The 22,496-nt window shown below is 45.9% G+C and carries 21 protein-coding genes and 2 pseudogenes; 11 read left to right on the plus strand and 12 right to left on the minus strand.

Annotation, left to right across the window (positions count from 1 at the left end; genetic code table 11):
- Together QUA13_RS21200 and QUA13_RS21205 are read left to right on the plus strand one after the other, a co-directional pair.
- Window positions 1-1,383 (plus strand): WD40 repeat domain-containing protein (locus QUA13_RS21200; protein ID WP_445242738.1); only part of this gene is annotated, 1,383 nt, incomplete at its 5' end.
- A gap of 15 nt (window positions 1,384-1,398) precedes the next feature.
- Window positions 1,399-1,752, plus strand: a pseudogene (locus QUA13_RS21205) (TPR end-of-group domain-containing protein); the annotation flags it as partial.
- 250 nt (window positions 1,753-2,002) lie between these two features.
- Here the strand turns inward: QUA13_RS21205 and QUA13_RS21210 are convergent.
- The 3 genes from QUA13_RS21210 to QUA13_RS21220 all read right to left on the minus strand — a co-directional run bounded on the left by QUA13_RS21210 (window position 2,003) and on the right by QUA13_RS21220 (window position 5,514).
- Window positions 2,003-2,440 (minus strand): type II toxin-antitoxin system VapC family toxin, encoded by a 438-nt coding sequence (locus QUA13_RS21210; RefSeq protein WP_333201638.1) that lies wholly within the window; start codon window positions 2,438-2,440, stop codon window positions 2,003-2,005.
- Window positions 2,441-2,454: 14 nt separating this feature from the next.
- Entirely contained in the window at window positions 2,455-2,730 is a 276-nt protein-coding gene (locus QUA13_RS21215; protein ID WP_333201640.1) for a hypothetical protein, read from the minus strand.
- Window positions 2,731-2,949: 219 nt separating this feature from the next.
- Window positions 2,950-5,514 (minus strand): PhoD-like phosphatase, encoded by a 2,565-nt coding sequence (locus tag QUA13_RS21220; RefSeq protein WP_333201641.1) that lies wholly within the window; start codon window positions 5,512-5,514, stop codon window positions 2,950-2,952.
- Window positions 5,515-5,664: 150 nt separating this feature from the next.
- On the opposite strand from QUA13_RS21220, the gene QUA13_RS21225 reads away from it, so the two are divergent.
- Together QUA13_RS21225 and QUA13_RS21230 are read left to right on the plus strand one after the other, a co-directional pair.
- On the plus strand, window positions 5,665-7,827 hold the full coding sequence (locus QUA13_RS21225; protein WP_333201643.1) for a CBS domain-containing protein: 2,163 nt from the start codon (window positions 5,665-5,667) through the stop codon (window positions 7,825-7,827).
- 471 nt (window positions 7,828-8,298) lie between these two features.
- Window positions 8,299-9,750, plus strand: a pseudogene (locus tag QUA13_RS21230) (IS5 family transposase).
- 225 nt (window positions 9,751-9,975) lie between these two features.
- Here QUA13_RS21230 and msrA read toward each other — a convergent pair.
- Together msrA and QUA13_RS21240 are read right to left on the minus strand one after the other, a co-directional pair.
- Window positions 9,976-10,461, minus strand: a complete 486-nt coding sequence (gene msrA, locus QUA13_RS21235; RefSeq protein WP_445242739.1) for a peptide-methionine (S)-S-oxide reductase MsrA — start codon at window positions 10,459-10,461, stop codon at window positions 9,976-9,978.
- A gap of 27 nt (window positions 10,462-10,488) precedes the next feature.
- The gene (locus QUA13_RS21240) at window positions 10,489-11,451 is read right to left on the minus strand and encodes a DNA polymerase III subunit delta' (protein ID WP_333201645.1); all 963 of its coding nucleotides are present in this window, start codon (window positions 11,449-11,451) and stop codon (window positions 10,489-10,491) included.
- Between QUA13_RS21240 and QUA13_RS21245 the strand changes: the two genes are divergently transcribed.
- On the plus strand, window positions 11,450-11,641 hold the full coding sequence (locus tag QUA13_RS21245) for a hypothetical protein (RefSeq protein ID WP_333201647.1): 192 nt from the start codon (window positions 11,450-11,452) through the stop codon (window positions 11,639-11,641). The genes QUA13_RS21240 and QUA13_RS21245 overlap by 2 nt on opposite strands.
- A gap of 66 nt (window positions 11,642-11,707) precedes the next feature.
- On the opposite strand, the gene tmk is transcribed toward QUA13_RS21245, so the two are convergent.
- On the minus strand, window positions 11,708-12,376 hold the full coding sequence (tmk, locus tag QUA13_RS21250; RefSeq protein ID WP_333201649.1) for a dTMP kinase: 669 nt from the start codon (window positions 12,374-12,376) through the stop codon (window positions 11,708-11,710).
- 105 nt (window positions 12,377-12,481) lie between these two features.
- Between tmk and QUA13_RS21255 the strand changes: the two genes are divergently transcribed.
- Window positions 12,482-12,829, plus strand: coding sequence for a hypothetical protein (locus tag QUA13_RS21255; protein ID WP_172190364.1), 348 nt, complete (start codon window positions 12,482-12,484; stop codon window positions 12,827-12,829).
- Window positions 12,830-13,026: 197 nt separating this feature from the next.
- On the opposite strand, the gene QUA13_RS21260 is transcribed toward QUA13_RS21255, so the two are convergent.
- Window positions 13,027-15,705, minus strand: coding sequence for a heavy metal translocating P-type ATPase (locus tag QUA13_RS21260; RefSeq protein ID WP_333201651.1), 2,679 nt, complete (start codon window positions 15,703-15,705; stop codon window positions 13,027-13,029).
- Between the two features lie 301 nt (window positions 15,706-16,006).
- Here QUA13_RS21260 and QUA13_RS21265 point away from each other — a divergent pair, with 301 nt between their 5' ends.
- Entirely contained in the window at window positions 16,007-16,192 is a 186-nt protein-coding gene (locus QUA13_RS21265) for a DDE transposase family protein (protein WP_333201653.1), read from the plus strand.
- 262 nt (window positions 16,193-16,454) lie between these two features.
- Here QUA13_RS21265 and ctpC read toward each other — a convergent pair whose 3' ends face one another.
- Together ctpC and ispG are read right to left on the minus strand one after the other, a co-directional pair.
- Entirely contained in the window at window positions 16,455-17,810 is a 1,356-nt protein-coding gene (ctpC, locus tag QUA13_RS21270) for a carboxyl-terminal processing protease CtpC (RefSeq protein ID WP_172190361.1), read from the minus strand.
- Between the two features lie 259 nt (window positions 17,811-18,069).
- The gene (ispG, locus tag QUA13_RS21275) at window positions 18,070-19,290 is read right to left on the minus strand and encodes a (E)-4-hydroxy-3-methylbut-2-enyl-diphosphate synthase (protein WP_333201655.1); all 1,221 of its coding nucleotides are present in this window, start codon (window positions 19,288-19,290) and stop codon (window positions 18,070-18,072) included.
- Between the two features lie 79 nt (window positions 19,291-19,369).
- On the opposite strand from ispG, the gene QUA13_RS21280 reads away from it, so the two are divergent.
- Together QUA13_RS21280 and QUA13_RS21285 are read left to right on the plus strand one after the other, a co-directional pair.
- Entirely contained in the window at window positions 19,370-19,510 is a 141-nt protein-coding gene (locus tag QUA13_RS21280) for a hypothetical protein (protein ID WP_333201657.1), read from the plus strand.
- A 74-nt stretch (window positions 19,511-19,584) separates the two neighbouring features.
- The gene (locus tag QUA13_RS21285) at window positions 19,585-20,955 is read left to right on the plus strand and encodes a serine/threonine-protein kinase (protein ID WP_333201659.1); all 1,371 of its coding nucleotides are present in this window, start codon (window positions 19,585-19,587) and stop codon (window positions 20,953-20,955) included.
- A gap of 89 nt (window positions 20,956-21,044) precedes the next feature.
- Here QUA13_RS21285 and QUA13_RS21290 read toward each other — a convergent pair whose 3' ends face one another.
- From QUA13_RS21290 to QUA13_RS21300, 3 genes are read right to left on the minus strand one after another with little or no spacing between them, the layout of a single operon-like run.
- Window positions 21,045-21,254 carry a PIN domain-containing protein gene (locus QUA13_RS21290; RefSeq protein WP_333201688.1) on the minus strand — a complete coding sequence of 70 codons (210 nt, stop codon included), beginning with the start codon at window positions 21,252-21,254 and terminating at the stop codon, window positions 21,045-21,047.
- 9 nt (window positions 21,255-21,263) lie between these two features.
- Entirely contained in the window at window positions 21,264-21,449 is a 186-nt protein-coding gene (locus QUA13_RS21295) for a hypothetical protein (RefSeq protein ID WP_333201661.1), read from the minus strand.
- Window positions 21,434-21,664, minus strand: coding sequence for a prevent-host-death protein (locus QUA13_RS21300; RefSeq protein WP_333201663.1), 231 nt, complete (start codon window positions 21,662-21,664; stop codon window positions 21,434-21,436). Before QUA13_RS21300 ends, QUA13_RS21295 begins: the two co-directional genes overlap by 16 nt.
- A 204-nt stretch (window positions 21,665-21,868) precedes the next feature.
- Between QUA13_RS21300 and QUA13_RS21305 the strand changes: the two genes are divergently transcribed.
- Window positions 21,869-22,117 carry an AbrB/MazE/SpoVT family DNA-binding domain-containing protein gene (locus tag QUA13_RS21305; protein ID WP_332969010.1) on the plus strand — a complete coding sequence of 83 codons (249 nt, stop codon included), beginning with the start codon at window positions 21,869-21,871 and terminating at the stop codon, window positions 22,115-22,117.
- A complete protein-coding gene (locus tag QUA13_RS21310; RefSeq protein ID WP_246277021.1) occupies window positions 22,111-22,386 on the plus strand; it encodes a type II toxin-antitoxin system PemK/MazF family toxin in 276 nt (91 codons plus the stop codon). Before QUA13_RS21305 ends, QUA13_RS21310 begins: the two co-directional genes overlap by 7 nt.
- Window positions 22,387-22,496: the final 110 nt, after the last annotated feature.

Here is a 22,496-nt window from a genome sequence, read left to right on the forward strand (position 1 = left end):
ATCTGGGACACCGAGACAGGTACGAAAGTTAGAACCCTCACCGGTCATACTGACTCGGTAACAGCAGTGGCGATCGCCTCAGACGGAAAAACAGCGATTTCCGCTTCACGAGATAACACCCTGAAAATCTGGGACACCGAGACAGGTACGAAAGTTAGAACCCTCACCGGTCATACTGACTCGGTAACAGCAGTGGCGATCGCACCAGACGGCAAAACAGCGATTTCCGCTTCAGGGGATAACACCCTGAAAATCTGGGACACCGAGACAGGTAGCGCAGTTAGAACCCTCACCGGTCATACTGACTCGGTAACAGCAGTGGCGATCGCACCAGACGGCAAAACAGCGATTTCCACTTCACGGGATAAAACCTTGAAAATCTGGGACACCGAGACAGGTAGCGCAGTTAGAACCCTCACCGGTCATAGTGACTCGGTAACAGTAGTGACGATCGCACCAGACGGCAAAATAGCGATTTCCGCTTCACGGGATAACACTCTCAAAATCTGGGACACCGAGACAGGTAGCGCAGTTAGAATCCTCACCGGTCATCCTTACTCGGTAATCGCACCAGACGCCAAAACAGCGATTTCCGCTTCAGGGGATAACACTCTCAAAATCTGGGATTTGCTTAGTGGCAAAGAAGTTGCTAGTTTCAGGGGAGAGGCTGAGTTTGGTTGCCGTACGATCGCGCCTGATGGGGTGACAGTTATAGCGGGCGATTGGTCAGGCCGGGTGCACTTCCTTCGACTGGAGGGACTGCTAAATAAACTGCTAAATAATCCGGTTACTTTGTTCTACAATGGTGTTCGGCTAGCGAGGCAAGGACAGTATAAAACAGCGGTACTAAAATTAATTGAAGTTGCGGAAAGCAGGTCGGATGAGCCTGTTGTTTGGTTGGAACTCGGTAAGGTTTTGTACAATTTACAGCTTTGTGAAGAAGCTGTCGCCTGTTTCGATAAAGCTATAAAAATAGAAAACGGAAACCGAGAGTTGTGGTTTCACCGAGGCGTGGCGTTGATGAATTGGGGCAGTCAAGGTGCAGCCCATGCGAGCTGGAATCAAGCTATAAGTATCGATCCTAATGACTGCGATTTCTGGGCTTTTAAAAGTAAAATACTAACGTATGTGGGATGCTATAAAGAAGCTATTTACTGTTTTGATTTAGCTGTAAAAATCAAACCAACATATATGAGTGATCTATCGTTCGTAAATCGTTATTTGATATCATATACCACTATCCAGTTAGAGTCTGTAGGAGAAAAAGATGCGCGTTATGAAGAGCTAAAATTTAATCACAAAGAACGGAAATTTGGGCGGCGACGTGAACTAACAGCAAAGGAGGAATCTAACATGGGTCGTCTGGATGTTGAGCCTGCGTAGTTTGTTCGCTCGGCTTGGTTCAATGGTCGCGCTGAAGAGGCAATATCCAGCTATGACAGAGCTTTGGAATTGGAGCCAAATGATTTTGATATTTTGGGTAATCAATCTTATGCTTTTGTAGTATTAGGTCGTTATGAGGAAGCGATAGATTGTTTTGATAAAGCTTTAGAAATAAACCCAAATAATGCTAATGCTTATGGTGACAAAGCTTGCATTTATGCCTTGCAAGGTAATGTTGAGTTATCTCTGGAAAATTTGCGGTGCGCGATTGAATTGGAACCGAAAATATATCGGGAGTTAGCGAAAACTGATGCGGATTTTGATGGGATTCGGGGTGATGCGCGGTTTCAGGAGTTGTTGTTGGGATGAGGGTGTGTCAGGACTTACCGACTCCGACAAAGAAACCGGGTTTTTACCGAATTTCTGGACTACAATCAAGTATCTTCGTAAAAAACTTGGTTTCTGGGCCCTAGCCTCCCACAAAAGAAACCGGGTTTTTGACCGAATCTGTGGGTTGTAACGAAGTATTTCGGTAAAAACCCGGTTTCTGTGGCCCCGCCGATCGGGTTTTTTGTTAATCGGGCGATCGAATTTGAGAGGAATGTGCGATCGACTTTTATTATTCAGAGATAGTATTTGGATCGATCGGCACAATTCCTTCGTCGGCGTAGCGAGTAAAATCCTTAACATTTAGCGTCAAAATATGTGCTGCACCATTTGCTTTCATAATAGCCACAAGACGAGCATCATGTACCTGAACTCCCGAAACTCTGTAGCTAACAACTAACCTACGCCACTCGGAGTATGTTAAATGCGTATCGGGAAACAACGGAAAAAGACGATCTATCCGCTGTAACAGACGATCGGCATCAGCAGGAGTCAATCCAAAGCCATTTTTATCGATCGGGCGAGTAACCACATTCCAAAACTCAACGCAGTTTTGTGATGCTACTTGCAGTTTATATCCATCTTGTCGCAATTTTTTTACGGCAGTTCGGGTTACAAGGTATAAAGGATGAGAGCGATCGGCAAACCGCAGCAAAGTATTCGTATCCACAAGACATAACATTGCTAAGGGTGATCCTCGTAGATGCCTTCACGACTTATGGCAAAATCTGATAGCATAGGGACATTTACTCCCATGTTTTTAATGGAATCATCAGCCAATTCATCTAAAATTATTTCAAACTCGCGATCGCTGATTTCTGCCTCAGAATCACTTACTCTTGATAACAGACCGGGCCCTGACTTCCAAGTTAGAAACTCAACAAAATTAAGAACAACTTCTAGCTGCGGTTTACCTAAATAACGCAGCTTACTTACAATGCTTTCAATTACAGCTTCCATATATTTATAGTTGAGCTTTAATTGTGATTAATTTCAGGAAATTATAGCAAAAATATCAAATTTTGTCAAATTTACCCAACTGCGAGAGAAGGGGAAGGGATCTCGGCTTTTAGGGAAAGGGGCAATCGACTTTTAGGGAAAGGGGCGATCGACTCTTCAACCCGTCGGGTGGGCTTTGAGCAACGCCCAAAAAGTTAAATTTAAATGCACAACACCCGATCAATCAACCCTTGGCTCATCCAATCCCAGCGGCACGAAATATTGACTGTAAACCACACTATCCGATGCCCAAAGCGGCCGCCAATAAACATTTTGCATCACCGCCTTCTCCCCATCACCCTCAGCAGGCCACTGAAAACTGACGATCGCAATATTGCTATATCCCACAATTTCATCACCCTCTTGCAGCCAGCGATTGCGCCACAACAGCGATATAAAATTCCACAACCTACGCAGCACTGACAATCGTTTATCTGTATGCGATCTATTTGACGCAGTTCCCTTTTCTAGCTGCAAAAACATCCGAGCTTTTTGTCGTTTTATCCAGTCAACCCGATACCCCCAATCAGGCAGAGATTGTCTATTCCTGACAGCAGCCGCCAAAGCTTTCTTTCTGCCACCCCTCGAAATCTTAATTAATTCCAGCGGCTCATTCCATCCCAAACATTCGTGCGATCGCTCAGGAAGCAGCGACTTAATCTTAGTATGAATTAAATGCGTTTTCCACTCCTCATTGATAAAAGCACTAGCAGTCAACTGCGCCAACACAGAAGATTGACAATTTGATTGATAATTCGCCTCCTTCAAAAGCTCAATATTCGATCGAGAATCGCCAAAATGACAATCAGACCAATAACTCAGCCGCACAGCAGCAGCATAGTGAATATCCCCCGTCAACAGAATCACCCGATCGCGCTGTTTAAAAAGTTCCGACAACAGCTTCACAAAAGCCAACTCGTGAAAATTCCACGCATCCCCCGCATCACTATTAAAAACCTTCCCCTGTTCCACATCCCACTTTTGCACCGCATCAATAATCCACAAACCCACCAAATTTGTCGGCACAACCACCAGCGTCGCCTCAATATCAAACTCCCCAGTTTTATTCAGCAAATCAGTCTCCTTCAAAGGTTTCTGAATTTGCTCCTCAAAACCTTTGTGAGTCAAAAGCATCGGCGGATCGATCGCGCTTTTCACCGGATACCCCCGCCAACTCCGCGTATCCAGCACAATCACCTCGTGCTTAAAACTTCTCACAGTAAAATGCCAATTCAAAACCTCACTTACACCCTCGCCATCCCGATCCAAAATAAAAACATCTTCATCTAATTTCAACTTAGGCAAATGAGTTTTCGGATCTAGCGCTGGAATTCCCAAATACGAAGCCGCCTCCTCCCAAGCAGAAACATCAGTCCCCGCCGAATTCGACCATTTTTCAGCAGTTGTTAATAATTTATCTCCCGGTTTTTCGCGATCGAACTGTGCGGGCGTATTTCCCCAAGCCTGAAACACAGCGTAAGCCAGCAAAGCATTCTGCACCACCCGCCGGCCCAGCGGCTTCCCCAGCACGCGGTAACACCACTCTCGATTCAAATACAAATCGTCACTAACATCATGGTCGTCGCAAATCATATAAGTAGGAATATTCGCTAGCGCCCTCCTCACCCTCCACAAGTTGCGAACAAAACCGTCAAGTTCAACAACTTCTCTATCCCAGACTTTTGCCTGCTTAGAATTTGGGCAAATATCCTTACCCTTCGGAAAACGCTCGCACCAAAGTACCGGCGACCAAACTAACAAATACATCGCATAATATTCGCCCAAGCTAAACAAGTGACTTTTAGCATTGTTGGGTTTATTCACCAACATCGCCGTAAAGCCGCCAAAATCTCTGGCAATATCGCTGCGAGTCCCCGGCTGCAACTCAATTGGTTTTTTGGACTCATACTTAGCATCAGAGGGTTTCTGAATAGGTGACTCTCTAAAAATTTCCCTCTCTTGGCCAACTGTATTTTCGTTTTCCGCATTTTTAGGTATACTGATACACAAATTCTTTTTAATTTGGGCATCATCCATCAGGGGTAAACTCTCTTCCCAGCCTAACAGGGTATCGCCAGCATCAGTCAAAGCCCACAGCATCGCATCGGCAACGTCGTCGCCGTAAATTTGGTCACCCGTTAAAAACAGTTGGTGGGGCCTGCTATTTGCCGTACTTGCAAACTGTTCGATCGAATTATCCAATATTGGCAGGGCATCTCTGCCGTCTCCGTGGGGCTTGCGACAAGAACCGTGAACGATACGCAAATAGTTTAAATCGTTCGGCGGCAGGGCAAAAGTCGGCAACTGGTGAGCGAAATAACTGATCGTCTCCCGTCCCAAAGCCGACCAATCAGGGGACGCCGGCCACAGGCAAGAAATGAGATTTTCTTTCTCATTTTCTGGGACTGCAACCCCCGACGGCGACTCGCGACTCCCAGCAAACTTGATGTCATAAGCATAAATTTGCCCGGATGTCAAGACGTTGCCGTCGATCGGTTTAGCAGTCACCGCCACTACGTGCAGGTATTTGCCGAGCTGCACAGTAGAGTTCGCACCTTGGAGTAACGGCACCCCGACAATTTCGCCGGTTCCTCCCTCTGTCGAATAAACCTTGAGTTCGACTTGGCGGGGTGCTTTCAGAGCCAGCCAAACAGTCACTGCCCGACTTTCAGTCCGGCGCAAAATCGGGCCCGCAAGGATGAGCGGCAAATGATGAATTCGATGACTTAATGGCGTCCACGACATAGGATTTAAAAAATAAAAATTCAATCAGGGGTTTTCTAGCAATGAAATTTCAGGCGATCGAGCATCTGTAATCCGCTTAATTAATGCTAAGTCTGCCAACCCCAGTCTGTAAAATTGTAACAATTCATTAAGTAAAATTAATAATCAACCATGCTACAAGAAGAAAAATTACAGCAGTTCCTAGATTCAGCCCTGCAGCCGCCAGCAATTAAAACATCAGAACCTGCCGGGCGGCCCAACAGTCCGCCGCTCTACTCTTCACCTTTAGATCGGGCGATCGACCGCCACCCCCTCACCGTGGCTCCAGAAACCCCGATCGCCCAAGTGTTGGCTTTGATGAACCCGATGCGTGTCTCCTGTCGGCTTTATGGCGAAAAACCACACGCTCTTCCGAGTCCGACCAAGCGCAGTTGCGTGTTAGTCGTGGAAGATAATCGGCCCATCGGCATTTTTACAGAACGAGATATCGTCAAACTAACTACCGTAGCAGCTTGTGCGGTAGGACTGACAATTGCTGACGTAATGACTCGATCGCCCATTACCCTCAAACAATCCGAGTCTCAAGATATTTTCACAGCTATATTCACGTTGCGCCAGCATCAGATTCGGCATTTGCCCGTAGTGGACGAAGACTCGCGACTTCTGGGCATCATCACCCGCGAAGCCATTCACGAAGCCCTGCAACCGGTTAACTTGCTAACCAATTTGCGCTGTGCAGCAGATGTCATGACTAAAGATGTCATTTGGGCCCCAAAAACTGCCTCAGCCCTCGATTTAGCCGAACTCATGGTCAAGTATCGAGTTAGTTGCGTCGTCATTGTCGAAGAGCAAACTCAGCATCCACAGCGGTCGATCGCACCAATAGAAAATTACCAAATTCCGATCGGCATTGTCACCGAGCGGGATATTGTGCAGTTTCACGCCCTCGAATTAAACCTCTCGGAAATCCCGGCAGCAAGGGTCATGAGTGCGCCTTTATTTTGCATATCTCCCGCCGATTCCCTCTGGAGTGCCCATCAGTCGATGCAGCGGCACTGTCTCCGCCGTTTGGTAGTAGTTGGCAGTCACGGAGAACTTTTGGGCGTTGTCTCTGTGACAAGTTTGCCGCAAGTTTTTAACCAATCAGAAATGTACGGGACGATCGAGCTTTTGCAGCAAGCAGTTGACGATCGAGCCTCCCAATTGCAGGAAGCCAACGAACTTTTGCAGCAAGAAATTTTAGAGCGGCAGCGGGCCCAAGAAGCCCTGCGCCAAGCTCATGACGACTTAAAAAAACAAGTTGAAGAACGCACCGCTCAACTTTTAGAATCAAATGAATTGTTGAGACGGGATATTATCAAGCGCCAGCGAGTCGAAGAAGCGCTGCGGCGAAAGCAAGCTTGCTTGAAAAATCAAGCGCAGCAATTAGAGCAAACTGTACGAAAGTTGCAGCAAACTCAAACTCAATTAGTGCAAACCGAAAAAATGTCTTCTTTGGGACAAATGATTGCCGGTATCGCTCACGAAATTAACAATCCTGTTAATTTTATCTACGGCAATCTTTCCCACGCCAGCCACTACATCAAAGAATTGTTCCAACTGTTGGAACTTTACCAGCAGCACTATTCCGAACCAGTCTCGGAAATTCGGGAAGCTGCAGCACAGATGGAAGTCGATTTTTTGGTAGAAGACTTATCTAAGATCATGTCTTCTATGCAAGTAGGAACAGAGCGCATCCGCCAAATAGTTGTGTCGATGCGCAATTTTTCGCGATCGGATCAATCTAACATCAAGCTCGTTGACATTCACGAGGGACTCGACAGCACTTTGTTGATTTTGCAGCATCGGCTCAAAGCTTACGGCGCACATCCAGCTATTGACATTATTAAAGAATACGGTAATTTGCCCCTGATCGAGTGCTGTGGCGGTCAGATCAATCAGGTGTTCATGAATATTATCGGCAATGCTATTGATGCTTTGGATGAAGAAATTCAGAAAGGGGAATGGGAGAGGAGAGATGGGAAAAATTTACCCCCGTCAAATCCTAGTTCTCCAGTGACTTTTCCCACTATTACAATTCGCACTGAAGTTGTTGGCGACGATTTTGTGGCGATCCGCATTTCCGACAACGGGCGGGGCATACCGGAGGAGATTCGCCGCCAATTATTTGACCCGTTTTTTACTACCAAACCAGTAGGCAAGGGCACTGGGTTGGGACTGTCGATTTCTTACCATTTAGTTGTGGAACAGCACGGGGGGCGGCTCGATTGCGTTTCGGAAGCTGGACGGGGCACTGAGTTTGCGATCGAGATTCCGATCGTCAGTTGTCATTAGTCATAGGATTGAATAATTGAATAATTGAAGAAATGGAAATGACTGATGAAGCTCGTAGTTTGGATCGCGGGCAGGGCTATTTCATTCTTTTTTTAAACTGGTATCAGTAGGTGCGATTCGTTTACCCGATAACCCGAAAGGGAGGATGGCTAGCAAAGATGGGGTAAACCCAATCAAGGGTTGGAGCTCGCACTTTAATTCCATAAATGACAACTTACTATTCATGCAGGTGAGGAAACCTAGCCTAGCAACTAGCTAGGGCTTGCTGAATAAAGATAACAAATCGATCGCCCCGGCTTCCCCAAGAAGTTGAAAACTTTAGCAATAGCGGTTAAGTAAACTCAAACCCTATATACAGGGTACTAGCGTCGGTAAACGCTTGAATATCCGAACGAACTGGTAGGGTGACTGGGTGGTCAAATGCCAGAATTCTTGGTAAGATAGCTCAAAACTCGTGCATCTCCAAGGGCGATCGTATACCGAAAAGCTGAACAAGTTAATGGCCCAGTAGCAGAATTTGAACTCCCCTTAGAGGCAAGGTTGGCAACAGATAACCGTTGGGTGCTGATGGCTCAAGTAATTGCGGCAGTCAGAATTTGAAGCCGAATATGCTCAAAACTTCACCACAGAAATGGGTTCACCAGCTAAATCATTTCGGCTCGCCTTAGGGGGATTAATTATTAAGGAGAAATTGGGAACTAGCTCCGCGTGAAACCGTAAAATAAATCAGGGCAAACCCTTACCTACAATACTTTATCGGTCAATCATCATACAGCAACAAAGCGCCATTCGATTCATCCTTATTAGTACCCTTCCGACAAAGAATCAGCGCTGTTCTCGTCAATAAAATCAACGCGGAAGTGGTGACTAGATTGCGGTTAGGAACCAGCTCAGATGAGAAAAAAAAATCCCGAGCGAGAAAGCGACGCGCCTAAAAATCAAGGAAAATTAATCCGCTTATGCCACTTGCGCTCCAGCCGATATTAGTTATCAACGGATTTCTCACTCTTAAATAAAGCAAGAAAACACACGGAAAAAATCATATACATACTCTATAAAACGCTGAACGTTCTAGTTCTGAAAAAAGCGAGAACCTATCGCAATATCGCCAGAAAAGACTACTTAGAAGTTGCCAAACAAAGACGACCTTCCCGGAAAGAAAAAAGGAAAGCTCTGAAAAAATAACTCCAGTATGTCAAAAGAAACCTCTCTCACTTTTCACGGTTAATTGAGTTAGGAGCCTCCCTGGAAAGTCTCAGTAAAAAACAATATAAGACCTTGCTAGTAGTGTCCGAATTCTATCGGCAACAATTGTGGTTGTGGCCAAATCACCAACAAAGTATTGCCGACAGGATTGTAAGTTTAAGCCAAGCTCAAATTCGTCCCATAGTCGCGAGGAAAAGTAGGAAATCAGTAGAGTTTCGAGCTAAGCTTTCAGCGAGTTGCTTTGAGGGATAGGTGATTTTACATCGAATCAGTTGGGATAATTTTAACGAATCGGGAGACTTCAAAGCTCAAATAGACGCTTATCACAAATTGACTGGTTATTACCCAGAATCCGTCCATGTCGATAAAATTTATCGGACAAAAGATAACCGAGCATGGTGCAAAGAAAGAGGCATTAGAATTAGTGGACAGGCTTTAGACAGACCTCCACTCCAGGTCAGCAAATAAAAAAAGAGACAAGCCAAAGAAGATGAGAAAATTCGCAATGCAATTGAGGGAAAATTTGGACAAGGCAAAAGAAAGTTTAGTCTCGATCGAGTAATGACAAAACTTGCTAATACTTCACAGACTGCGATTGCTATTACTTTTTTAGTCATGAATCTTTCTACCTGGTTAAGACGGTTTTTTTGTGCCATTTTTTATCAAAAAGTCAAAATAATACCTGTTAACCAAGTGATGATTATTAAAAAATATTAATTACTAAACTATAGATTATTCAAACTGATATTAGAGGAAGCTTAATATAGAGGAGCGATCTCGATCGAACTTTTCCTTTACTTATTCAGCAAGCCCTAAGTAGGTAAAAATAAACATGGCCTGGGGGATGCCGGGTTTTGCATTAATCCTAAACTGGCGGCTAGTATAGCTCATTGCCTTACCCGCCCCTAAGATATTTTATTTTTTGTCGCGTCTGCCTACTTGTTAACTAATAACTTTTGAGGAAAGCCGCTTCTTCTCAATATATTGCTGGTGGTAATCCTCGGCCATATAAAATTCACCAGCAGGTTTGATTTCGGTGGCAATGTCTTTGTCGTATTTACCGGAAAATTGCAATTTTTGTTTGGAGGCGCGAGCGGCTTTTTCTTGTTCCCAATTGTGATAAAAAATCACAGACCTGTACTGTTCGCCTCTGTCGGGGCCTTGGCGATTGATTTGGGTAGGATCGTGACAGTTCCAGAATACATCTAGCAGTGTTTCGTAACTCACCTGCGATCGATCGTACTCTAGCAGCACAGATTCAGCGTGACCGGTGACTCTGGCGCAAACATCCAGGTAGCAGGGATTCGGCCAGTGACCTCCTGTGTAGCCCGCAGCAGTCGAGACGACACCCGCAACGGCGCGAAACTTGTGTTCAACTCCCCAAAAACAACCGGCGGCAAATGTGGCTTTTTCCATCGTGTTACTCATCGTATTGCGCTCAAACTTGGGAATAAATTATGCTTGACATATTCCCATCAGTGTGCATTCCCAAACCAATCGCGGCTGTACGTAGTTTAGCAAATATTGCCGCGCTTTTTCCAAGGGTTCTAAGGGCGATCGACTAATTCCCCCTGTCAAAAATTGCTGCCAGTAACAATGCTGTAAATAATCGATTAACCACAACTGAGATTCAGTATCTAAAGTTTTATCAATTTCCTTGGCCAATTCCAAAGCACACCGCAGATTTTGAGGCAACTCCTTCACCTTTTGCAGCAAATCATCGGGTATTGATTGCAGTTGCTGCCAAATAGAAATTGCCTCGCCAGGACTTCCCTGAGCCATTCCCAGTACCTCGGGATGGGATAAAATCTCCGCGAATCCCGCTTCCTGCAAAACTTGTGCCATTGCTTGGGGATTCAGCCGAGAAAACTGGATTTTTTGACAGCGGGAAATCAAAGTGGGCAGCAAAGCTTCCACTGTCGGAGCAATTAAAACGAGCGCTGCTTTTCCCGGTTCTTCCAATGTCTTCAACAAGCCGTTAGCGGCTCCCTCGCCCATTGTTTCTGCTTGTTCCAAAACTACGACTGAACGCGCCGCTTCAAGCGGCGGTCGGCTGAGAAATTCACCGATTTCTCGAACTTGTTCTAAGCGAATTTGTGGCGGTGCTTTCCGCTTTAAACCGGCTTCCTCTGCTTCCTTTGGCGACAGCCGTTTGCCTTGGTTCATGTAAGTTGGTTCTACCCAGAGCAAGTCTGGATGATTTCGCTGCCGCACGCGATTTTGCACGGAGGCTATTAGTCTGGTTTCGGGAAGATTGGCTGAGAATAAAAGCTCAATGAAACACTGAGCCGCTAAACTTTTGCCGATGCCGTTAGAGCCGATAAATAAATAACCAGGAGCAATTCGGTTTCGCTCGACTGCTTGAGTTAGCAATTCTACTGCTCGCTCTTGTCCGATTAATGATGTAAAATAATCCATGTTTGCGGAAGAAGGAAGAAGGAAGAAGGAAGAAGGAAGAAGGAAGAAGGAAGAAGGAAGAAGGAAGAAGGAAGAAGGAAGAAAATCTAGGGTTTTAGCAATTAAGTACATCCTAACCGTCGGCGCGGCTACTATAATACTAAAAGGTTATTGTGGTTTAATGGACTGCTCAATAATTGTTTTGAGTTAACAATGTTAAGTTGTAAGTTCCTGGAGCAGGACACGGCATTGCCGTGTTTCTAGATATTATGTAGCGCTATTTTTCAGAAATGGTATTATTTGAATATCCCCAAGCTTCTAACCTGGGAGTTACAATAGCTTGAATTTCCTGAGCGACTTCATATTCAGGGCGATCGGCATTTATCCGGACAATTCGAGATTTACTTTCCTCGGCTAACTCCGCAAAACCTTGCTGGACAAGGCGGTGAAACTTCAAATCAGCTTGCTCGATCCGATCGCACTCTCCCCGAGCTTTTACCCTCGCCAAACCCGCCTCCACCTTAATATCCAGCCACAAAGTCAGATCGCTTTCCAAGCCGCCGGTGGCAATTTCATTCAACTGTTTAATTAAATTTAAGTTAAGACCGCGGCCGTAGCCCTGATAAGCAATCGTAGAGTCAGTAAAGCGATCGCATAAAACAATCGTTCCTTTCGATAACTCTGGTTTAAGAAAAGTTTCGACGTGCTGAGCGCGATCGGCAGCGTACATCAGTAATTCTGCTCGATCGGATACAGATTCGCCCCCATCTTGTTTCAGCAACAAATGTCGCAGTCCCCTTCCCAGCTCAGTACCCCCCGGTTCGCGAGTAGCCACCAAGCGGACTCTCAGACCGCAACTTGCTTGCAGGAACTGTATCAACCGCTGCATTTGCGTAGTTTTACCCGCACCTTCAACCCCCTCAAACACGATAAGTTTGCCCTTCATTGCCCTAACTTTCCACCTGAATAAAATAAATCCATATTGTTCTGTGAATCGGTTCTAGGTTCGGTATGATAATAAAGTCTAAATGCCTCACGGCTGGAGTTGTCTATGGCTCGCTATACTGGTTTTTTTATCGTTGCCGTTCCGATCGACCGTCTCCGTCAGTCCCTGATTGAAATTTTAGAGTCATGCAATCTTGATATTATCTACAATACAGGAGATTCCGTCATGGCTCGCGAACTTCCCGGTCAAGTTTCGATTCCCAAACTTGTCACCGCAGAAGTCCTAATTGAGAAAAACACGGCTAGCGACTCAGAGGTTCGCATGAACTTCGTGATTAAAAACGAGGAACTGCCACTGCAAACCAACAACCACTGCCGTCAAATGTTCGAGCTAGTCAGTCGTTCAATTATGAACAACAATAATTGGCGGCTCTTGGAAAGTATGGCACTGTAGCCATCAGTCAGTCAATTTGAGGTGTGAGATTTTCGATTGACTCTAAAGATGAATCAGGGGGTTCTAAGTAACGTCGAAACTTCGTGGCTCTCGACTCCTGGTGTGAGGGGTTTGTCACCCTCTTGGGATGAGGTCATCAGTCATTAATTCCTAACTAATGACCGATGACCTCCGACTTCTATCTGTCATCCATACATTTAAGCTCGAAATCCCCGGCGCAAAAACAAAGAATTTGTCACAACGCTAACAGAACTAAACGCCATAAATGCACCGGCCGCCGCAGGACTGAGTAGAATTCCAGTTGCAGGCAGCAAAAGACCGGCTGCAACCGGAATTCCCAGAGTATTGTAACCAAAAGCCCAAAATAAATTTTGGCGAATCTTGTTGAAAGTAGCGCGCCCCAGCTCGATCGACTCAACAACATCCATCAAAGCATTTCGCATCAGCACAATTTGAGCAGTTTCAACTGCGACATCAGTGCCGCAGTGCAAACCGATACCGACATCAGCTTGAGCCAAAGCCGGGGCGTCATTGATACCATCCCCCACCACAGCCACTTTACAGCCTTGGGCTTGCAAAGTCGCGATCGCCCGAGCCTTGCCTTCCGGCCGCACCTCGGCCAAAACATCAGCAGGCGCCAAATCTAGCTGCTGCGCCGTCGCCGCCGCCGCCGACGCTGTATCTCCCGTCAGCATCATCACCCGCAATCCCATGCCCCGCAAACGTTCCACCGTCGCCTTAGCATCCGGCCTCAGACTATCTTTTAGCCCGATTACCCCCAGCAAAACGCCCCCCGAAGCCACGTAAACCGCCGTTTTGCCTTTGCAAGACCCCGACAATTCCGCCGCCACAGCAACGCCCTGCTCCTTCATCCACTCGGCATTTCCCGCGAACACCCGCCGGCCCTCCACCAAAGCAGAAACCCCGAATCCCGGTTCCGTGCAGAAATCCTCAGCAGCTAGCAGCGGCAAACCTTGCTGTTGAGCTTCCAGCAAAATCGCTGCGGCGATGGGATGACAAGCGCCCCTTTCCACCGCCGCCGCAATTTGCAGCAGTTTTGAATTAACCGCACTGCCAGAAACTCCATTAATTGTGGAACAAACATCTTGTTTCTCTCCAGAAACTCCATCAATTGTGGAACAGGCATCTGGCCTGTTTCCAGAAAATCCATCAATTATGGAACTAACATTTTGTTTTTCCCCATAAAATCCATCAATTGTGGAACAAACATCTTCTTTGTCGCCAGAAACTCTATCAATTGTGGAACTAACATCTTGTTGCTTTCCAACATTAATATCTGAGTTCAAATCCCACTGCGAATTCTGGAAAATCGGCAAATAATCTGTGAGTGTGAGATTTCCGGTTGTCAGAGTGCCAGTTTTATCAAAAACCACCGTATCTAATTGATGCACCCGTTCTAAAACATCGCCACCGCGAATTAAAAGTCCGCGCTCCGCCCCGATGCCAGAACCGACTAAAATTGCTGTTGGGGTAGCCAGTCCCAAAGCGCAAGGACAAGCGATGACTAAAACTGCGATCGCCAATTTCAAACTTAACAGCAAAGGCGATTGATAATGGATAATAGGCAATTCATTTCCCATATTCATTGCCCCGTGTCCCATATCCATTGCCCCGTGTCCTAAAAGCACAGAAGGCCAAATATGAGTGCCGGCAAAATACCAAAATAGGAAAGTTAAAATCGATATCCCCATTACCCCATACACAAAATATCCCGCGACAGTATCAGCTAAATTTTGAATGGGCGCTTTGCGAGTTTGAGCTGCCTGCACCAAAGCCACCATTTGAGCTACAGTTGTTTCCTTACCGGTGCGAGTTGCCCGTATCACAACTGCCCCGGATTTATTGATAGTTCCCGCCGCAACTGTATCTCCTGGTTGCTTCAAAACCGGCATTGATTCGCCAGTCAGCATCGACTCATCTATGGTTGTTTTGCCTTCGCAAAGTTCACCATCTACCGGAATTTTTTCCCCTGGCAAAACTTGCAGCCATTCTCCGACTCGGACGCGATCGGCTGGAATTTCAATGTATTGTGGATCGTAGACCGCAGATGTCGAGTCTAAAGGCAATTCTTCCGATCGCAAATCTAAACTCGGGAGTTTAAAATCAACTAAGCGGGCTTTCGCCGGCTGCAATGCGATTAAAGCTTGCAAAGCTGATGCAGCGCGCCGTCTGGCTTGCTGTTCGAGAGTTTTGCCCAACAAAATAAAGCCCAGCAGCATCACCGGTTCGTCAAAAAAGCACTCCCATCCCATCCGTGGAAACAGCAGCGCGGCGTTGCTAGCGGTGTAAGCTGTAACAGCGCCTAAAGCTACCAAAGTATTCATGTTGGGTGCATTACGCCACAAACTGCGGCACCCGTCAACGATAATCGGGCGCCCCGGTAGCAGCAAAGCTAGGGTGGCGAGTCCCCAGTGAAACCAAATATTGCTGAGAATTGGGGCTTTTGTGCCGAGTACGTGACCTAAACCGGATAGAATAATTAGGATAAGGGCGATCGTCAATTGCTTGATTTGCTGTCGAATTTCTTGCCGTCGCCGTTCAATTGTTGTCGCTTCTGCTTCCTGCTGATTTTCACCTGAACGAGACTGAGAGGGAAATCCATTATCAGTCAACTTTTTCGCTAAAGCTTCTGCATCGACAGTCCCCGGTTGACACTCAACCGTCGCGACTTCTACAGCCAAGTTAACGCAAGCTGAAATTACGCCTGAATACTGCATGAGTTGGCGTTCCACAGCTTTCGCGCAGCCGGCACATTTCATCCCGCTGACATCGAAAGTAACAAGTTCTGGCGGTGATTCTTTAACTGGTATGATTTCTGGTTGAATTTCGGGGATTGTTTTCGGTAGAAATTGCATGGTTTTTTTTGGTATTGATTAGAATATTTCGCCACTTATGAAAGGGCTTAATGCACTGTTTAGACAAATGTCTATATTTTGATAATAGATAAATATTGTGGCATCTTCCGAAAGTGTTAGTTTTTTTTAATTCTTATTAATTCCATGCGGTTAAATCCGCACTCCTGCAGGGGTTGAAACCAATGTCGGACTGCGGGTTTAATGCTAAGACAGGCTTTGGGCACGGTAGTGCTGTTTCCCTATTTGATATAATGAGCCAATTGCCTAGTTAGTATCCAGCTTTTATTTCACGAATTTAGCTATGACAGAAACACCCAAATTTTATATTGTCAAACGTCCTGCCGGTAATTGCGAAATTTTGCCGATCTCGCAACTCGAAGAACAAAACCCTAGTATTATTGAAAAGTGGGGCCCTTACGATTCGCCCGAAGATGCCATCGCCCGCCGCATCGGATTAATTCGCGCCGGCAAATGCCAGCCGCAATGACCAAAAGCATCCAGGATACAAGCCCCCGGATTCATCCGTCCAGAAATAAAAAACCTGTATCCAATAAAGGAGCCCCCGAATTTATCCGTGGGGTCAATGCTTCAATTCTAAAATCTAAAATCTAAAATCTAAAATCTAAAATCGATTGACTCGCATTGACGCATTGCAAAAAATATCGAAGCATTCGAGTTGAAAATGTTGGCTTTGAGCCGTAATCCTTCCCCCGAATGCTTTTTTTTAACTGAAACCCTACACAGGTTTTTTACTTCGATTTAGAAGGTGCTGCACTCGGTTTTGCTTGCGTTGCAGTCGGCTTAGGTGGCGCAGCATTCGGTTTCGCCTCAGCCTTATTGTTCCCGGTTTTACCAGTAACTTGCTGTGTCAAAACTTCCATAGCTTTCGCGTACTGCGGATCGGCCGCCGTAGCAATTTTATCGCGATCGCGCCTCAATTCTTGTTTTTGAGCGTCGGTGAGTTCTACCTTAAAATCCGGTTCAATCCCGGCGTGGTTGATATCAGTGCCGTTAGGAGTAAAATACTTGGCAATTGTCACCGCCAAACCCGCACCATTTCCCACGCCGCGTACTGACTGAACTAAACCTTTACCAAACGTCTTTGTTCCCACCAAAACCGCGCGTTTGTTGTCTTGCAAAGCACCGGATAGAATCTCGCTAGCACTTGCTGAACCGCCGTCTACCAGTACAACTAACGGTTTGTCTGTGAGTTCTGCCTTATTTGCCGTTTGTTTATCGGCCTCACCGATTCGATCGACCGTCGAGACGATCGTACCTTCTTTGAGCCACATCCGAGCAATTTCAATACTTCCGTACAGCAACCCGCCGGGATTGGAACGCAAGTCTAAAATATAGCCCGTCACCTTTTTCTGTTCCAAATCCTTAATTGCCGATCGCATTTCCGATGCAGCATTCGCACTGAACTGATTTAAGCGAATATAGCCGACTTCTCCGATGGGAGTTTTCTGCACCGACTTCCGCACAGGATGAATTTCAATTTTAGCGCGTTTCAGCTTAAATTCTAATTCCTTTTTTTCCCGCAAAATCGTCAGCGTCACCTCAGTATTCGCCTGACCGCGAATCAAACTTACCGCTTGATTCGTATCCATGCCTTCTGTGCTCTTGCCGTCAATCTTAGTAATGATATCTTTTGCCAGAATACCAGCAGTAAAAGCAGGGGTATCTTCGATCGGCGAAATCACCACCAACTTTTTGGTTTCCTCATCTTGAGTCAACTGAATCCCAACTCCTGTCAGTTCCCCAGAAGTTTCAACCTGCATATTCTTGAACTCTTCAGGGTCCATAAACCGCGTATAAGGATCGTCCAGCTTCTTCAGCATTTCCCGAATTGCTTTGTAAGCTTCGTCGTCGCTGGTATAAGTCCGGTTCAAATAATCATTCCGCACTGCTTTCCAGTCAACCTGGTTAAAAGTGCCATCCACATAACTTTTGTCAATAATCTGCCAAACTTCATCAACCAATTCTTTAGGGCTTCCCCGAAAAGAAGCCAGAGATTTAGAACTGCAACCAGTGTTCGCAAGAGTTACAGCAGTGAGTACCACTGCTGCTGCACTTAGAACAAGCCCTCGTTTTGTTATAACCATTTGTCTGACGCGCGGGAGAAAAAGAGTTCAGAATAATTACGCTCAATCTAACACAGGCAAAGCCGGCTCGCGTTTGGCGTACATATATTATTCAACTTTGCCGACTTCTATTCAGGGCGGGCTAGGAGCAACGCCCCACAAGAAACTTGATGTTTTTTTGTGGAACAGGCATCTTGCCTGTTCCTGACGGGCTAGGAGCAACGGCCCACAAGAAACTTGATGTTTTGTGGAATCGGCCCGAAAGCCTGTTCTTCGGGGGCTAAGGATCGACCCAGCGATCGTCCGATTTAATCAAATCAATCAATTCTGCCACGCCACGGTCTTCTGGCACTTTCTTAATTTCTTCCCGGCCCCGGTACAGCGAAATATAACCCGGTTGCTTCCCGACGTAGCCGTAATCAGCATCAGCCATTTCTCCGGGCCCATTGACAATACAGCCCATTACTGCTATATCCAAACCCGTGAGATGCTTCGTCGCCTCTCTCACTTGGTGTAACACTTCCTCTAAATTAAACAAAGTGCGACCGCAGGAAGGACAAGCGACATACTCAACCATCGTTTTCCGCAGTCCCAAGGCTTGCAGAATGCTGTAGCAAACGGGAATCTCCTTTTCTGGGGCCTCTGTCAGCGAGACGCGGATGGTGTCACCGATACCGTCAGTTAACAAAGGTGCGAGGCCTGCGGTGGATTTAATGCGGCCGTATTCGCCGTCTCCTGCTTCCGTGACGCCCAAATGCAGTGGGTAATCCATGCCGAGTTCGTCCATCCGGTGCACCATCAAGCGGTAAGCAGCAACCATCACGGGTGCGCGGGAGGCTTTCAGGGAAAGTACGATATTTCGGAAGTCGAGGGATTCGCAAATTTTGATGAATTCCAGGGCCGATTCCACCATGCCTTCGGGCGTGTCGCCGTAGGTAAAAAGCATCCGTTCGGCGAGGGAACCGTGATTAACGCCGATTCGCAAAGCTTTGCCTTGGTCGCGCAGGGAAATCACCAGAGGTTCCAGAGTTTCGCGGATTTTTTCGCCAATTTCCGCGAATTCGGCGTCGGTGTATTCGGTTCTGTCGGCTTTCGGCTTCTCGAACACGTAAAGTCCGGGATTAATTCTCACTTTGTCTACGTGTTTGGCCACTTCCAGGGCAATTTTCATGCCGTTGTGGTGGACATCGGCCACGAGGGGAACTGGTTGGTAGGTGGCGTGAAGTTTTTGCTTGATTTCGGCTAATGCTTTGGCGTGGGCCATGCTGGGCACGGTGACGCGGACGATTTCGCAGCCAATCTCGTGCAAGCGCCGAATTCCTGCGACTGAACCGTCGATGTCGAGGGTGTCTTCGTTGATCATCGACTGAACTACGACGGGGTATCCGCCGCCGATGGTGACGCTACCGACTTTGACTGGCCGGGTTTTGCGGCGTTTGATGGTGGTGTCGAAGGTTGGTTCGGTGGTGAGGGTTTTAGTGGGGTTCGGCAGAGTTTGCATAACTGGTTGCTAGGGTTCTGTAATTAGAGTTTATAAAATTGTGTCTGCTGTTTTTTAGGTTTGCACAGAAAGGGACTGTTTGGGCAAAGAGGTTTTGGGATTTAGAATTCTTAATGGGATTGTGGCGAATTTGTCGATCGAATTATGTCGGAAAAGGGCGATCGAACTAAAAGCCAACCATCACTGGGAAGGCGAACTGAAGTTGGGCCCGTGGAACTAAACCCAACCTAAAAAATACAGTTAAAATACAGGCTAGGCCGAGATAAAAATTAATATTGGTTGGCGGTGAGGAGAATGGTTTGGACACCGGGACAGCGGTTAAATGGCGATCGGTATATTATTGAAGGCAAGTTAGGTGAGGGTGGTTTTGGGGCCACGTACCTAGCGCAGAAGGCGCAAAACAGGCAGCGGGTTGTCATCAAAACGCTGAAAGACGACTTATTGAGCGATCCAAATTTTGGCTGGTATCGGGACAAATTCCGGGATGAGGCGCTACTGCTATCTTTGTGCAAACATCCCAATATTGTGCAAATAGACAACTATTTCATTGATGGTGATTTGCCTTGTATTGCGATGGAATATGTGGCAGGGAAAGATTTGTGGAATTTGGTAGAAAAGCGCGGTATCCTGTGGGAAACAGAAGCTTTAAACTACATCCGCCAAGTGGCAGAAGCGGTAATAGTAGTTCACGAAAAAGGTTTGCTACATCGGGATATCAAGCCACAAAACATTATGGTACGCGACAATTTTGATGCAGTTTTGATTGACTTTGGTTTGGCACGGGGTTTTATTCCAGATCGCACTCAGCAAATGACTTTGGGGCTAACACACGGTTTTGCACCTCCCGAACAGTACGGGGAGATTGGCAGATTTGCTGAGTATACAGATGTTTATGCTCTGGCAGCAACGCTATACTATTTGCTAACGAAAACACCACCAACTCCTGCATTTATGAGAGCTTTAAATTGTCCTTTGAAGCCCTCGTTTCAGATTAATCCTAATATTAGCGATGGGGTGCATCGGGCAATTATGAAAGGGATGGAAATGGATGCAACAAAGCGCCCTCAGTCGGTTCAAAAATGGTTGGCTATGCTTCCCCAATCCCCCGGCAATCGGGGGCAAAGAGGGGGTGTTTCACCAACGATTCCTAGCCCGCAGCCACCGCCACAACCTGTAAAATTGATTTCAGCAAAAGGAGTTGATTATCGTAAACTCGATCGGCTGTTGGCTAGCGGAGAATGGAAAGAGGCGGATCGCGAAACGGCTCAAAAAATGCTGGAAGTAGCGGGGAGAACAAAGGATGGGTGGCTGAGGGTTGAAGATCTCGATCGATTCCCCTGTGAAGACTTACGAACTATTGACCAGCTTTGGGTAAAAAACAGTAATGGACTTTTCGGCTTTTCGGTGCAGAAACGCATTTATCAAAGTCTGGGGGGGACCAGGCAATATGATAGAGAAATATGGGAAGCGTATGGCGATCGGGTAGGTTGGCGTGTGAATAATAGTACATGGTTGTCCTATAATGATCTAAAATTCAACACCAAAGCACCTCAAGGACACCTCCCGGGCGGGAGATTTGGGTTAAGGAATGGTGTTGGTTGGTGGGGGGAGTGGGGGAAGGTGATCTCTTCTCTCGCGTCGAGACTTGTAGAGTGTAACATCTAAGGGTTACAGAGTTTCGTGAAGATTTATAACAGAGGCTTTAACCACGAAACCGCGCCACTTCTACGTTTCCGATACCTGGCACATTCAATTTACCAAATTACTAAAGAGTAGAAACTAGCTATTTTTTGATCGGCTGTAATAATAGCAGCTTGACTTCTTTTGGCAACTGCTACAACCACTCTATCTGCTTGATCTCGGTGTTCCCCTTCTAATTTGACACTTTCTAGCCAAATGTCCTCATCAATTGGAACGATCCGAATAACATTAGACTTTTTTAAAGTAGCGATATAGTCATCAATACTTACTCCTCAATCTAACTTATGATTTTTGATCTTGATAGCTATTTCCCAGATGGCCATTGATGGAACTAAACCATTTTTTTCTTGTTCCATCTGCTGACAAGCATCTTTTGCCGATTGAGAAAGTTTCTCTGGATCTAAACTCCACCAGATGAGAGCGCAGGTATCAAGGACAACTGTCAGACTTCCTGCCATTCTTCAGTTGTTGGCGTAGTTAAATCTTCAAAATATTTTACTTTCCCCCGCAGATCCTTAAATAATTCTTCAGTTGAAAGAGACTTTTCATACTGAGAAATTATCACAATTGGTTTAGTCCCATCCATCACTAAAATTTCTTCGCCTTCAAGCTCGACAAGTCGCAAAAATTCTAGTAACTGAGCTGTTAATTGACTTTTGTCTATGGTTTTCATAGGACAATGATTGGTGTTGTGTTCAAACTACATTATATCTCTATACGGTTCACTGAGCAAAGGATGTCATTGCGCTTCGGGAAAGTAATCGCCGAGAGTTTGCTCAGTTCTCAATTAGCTGAGGTGCGCGATCGAATAATTACTTTTTGAACTGAACAATATTGTGTTACAATAAATAAACCTGAGCGTTAACATCGCAAATGTATGACCGCCAAAATACACATCAGCAAATTAGGTAATTCCTTGGCTTTGCCAATACCAGACTACATAGTAAAGTTTCTCAACCTTAAAGCCGAAGATTCAGTAATTTGCACCATAGAAAATGGGAAACTGGTCATAGAGCCTGTAAATAATAAAATATCAAAGTATACCCTAGATGAATTATTGGCAGGCGAAATAGAATCTAGCGAAGAAGTCTCTTGGGGAAAACCAGAAGGAGAGGAAGTTTGGTAAACTATATCCCCGAACGAGGTCATTTTATTCGCCTCAATTTTGACCCTCAATCAGGACACGAACAAATGGGGACTAGACCTGCACTGGTGGTGAGTCAAACTAAATTTAACCGAAAAATGGGGTTTGTGTTTGTTTGTCCCATCAGCAACACACAACGCAAAAATCCGTTTTATGTTCCCATTCCCGAAGGTGAAACGATAACAGGTGTAATTATGACGGATCAACTCCGTTATGCAAGATTATCGCGCAAGGCAAGCAAGTTTTCTTAGTGAATGTCGATCAGATATAATTGAGGAAGTTTTGAGGCGAATTCAACCTATTTTGTTTGAGAATATGACGGTTGATGAATAGTTAATCAAATTATAAACTAGATTTGTAG

Origin of the sequence: Microcoleus sp. S28C3, assembly GCF_036700785.1 — a bacterium.
In the GTDB taxonomy this organism is placed as follows: domain Bacteria; phylum Cyanobacteriota; class Cyanobacteriia; order Cyanobacteriales; family Microcoleaceae; genus Microcoleus; species Microcoleus asticus.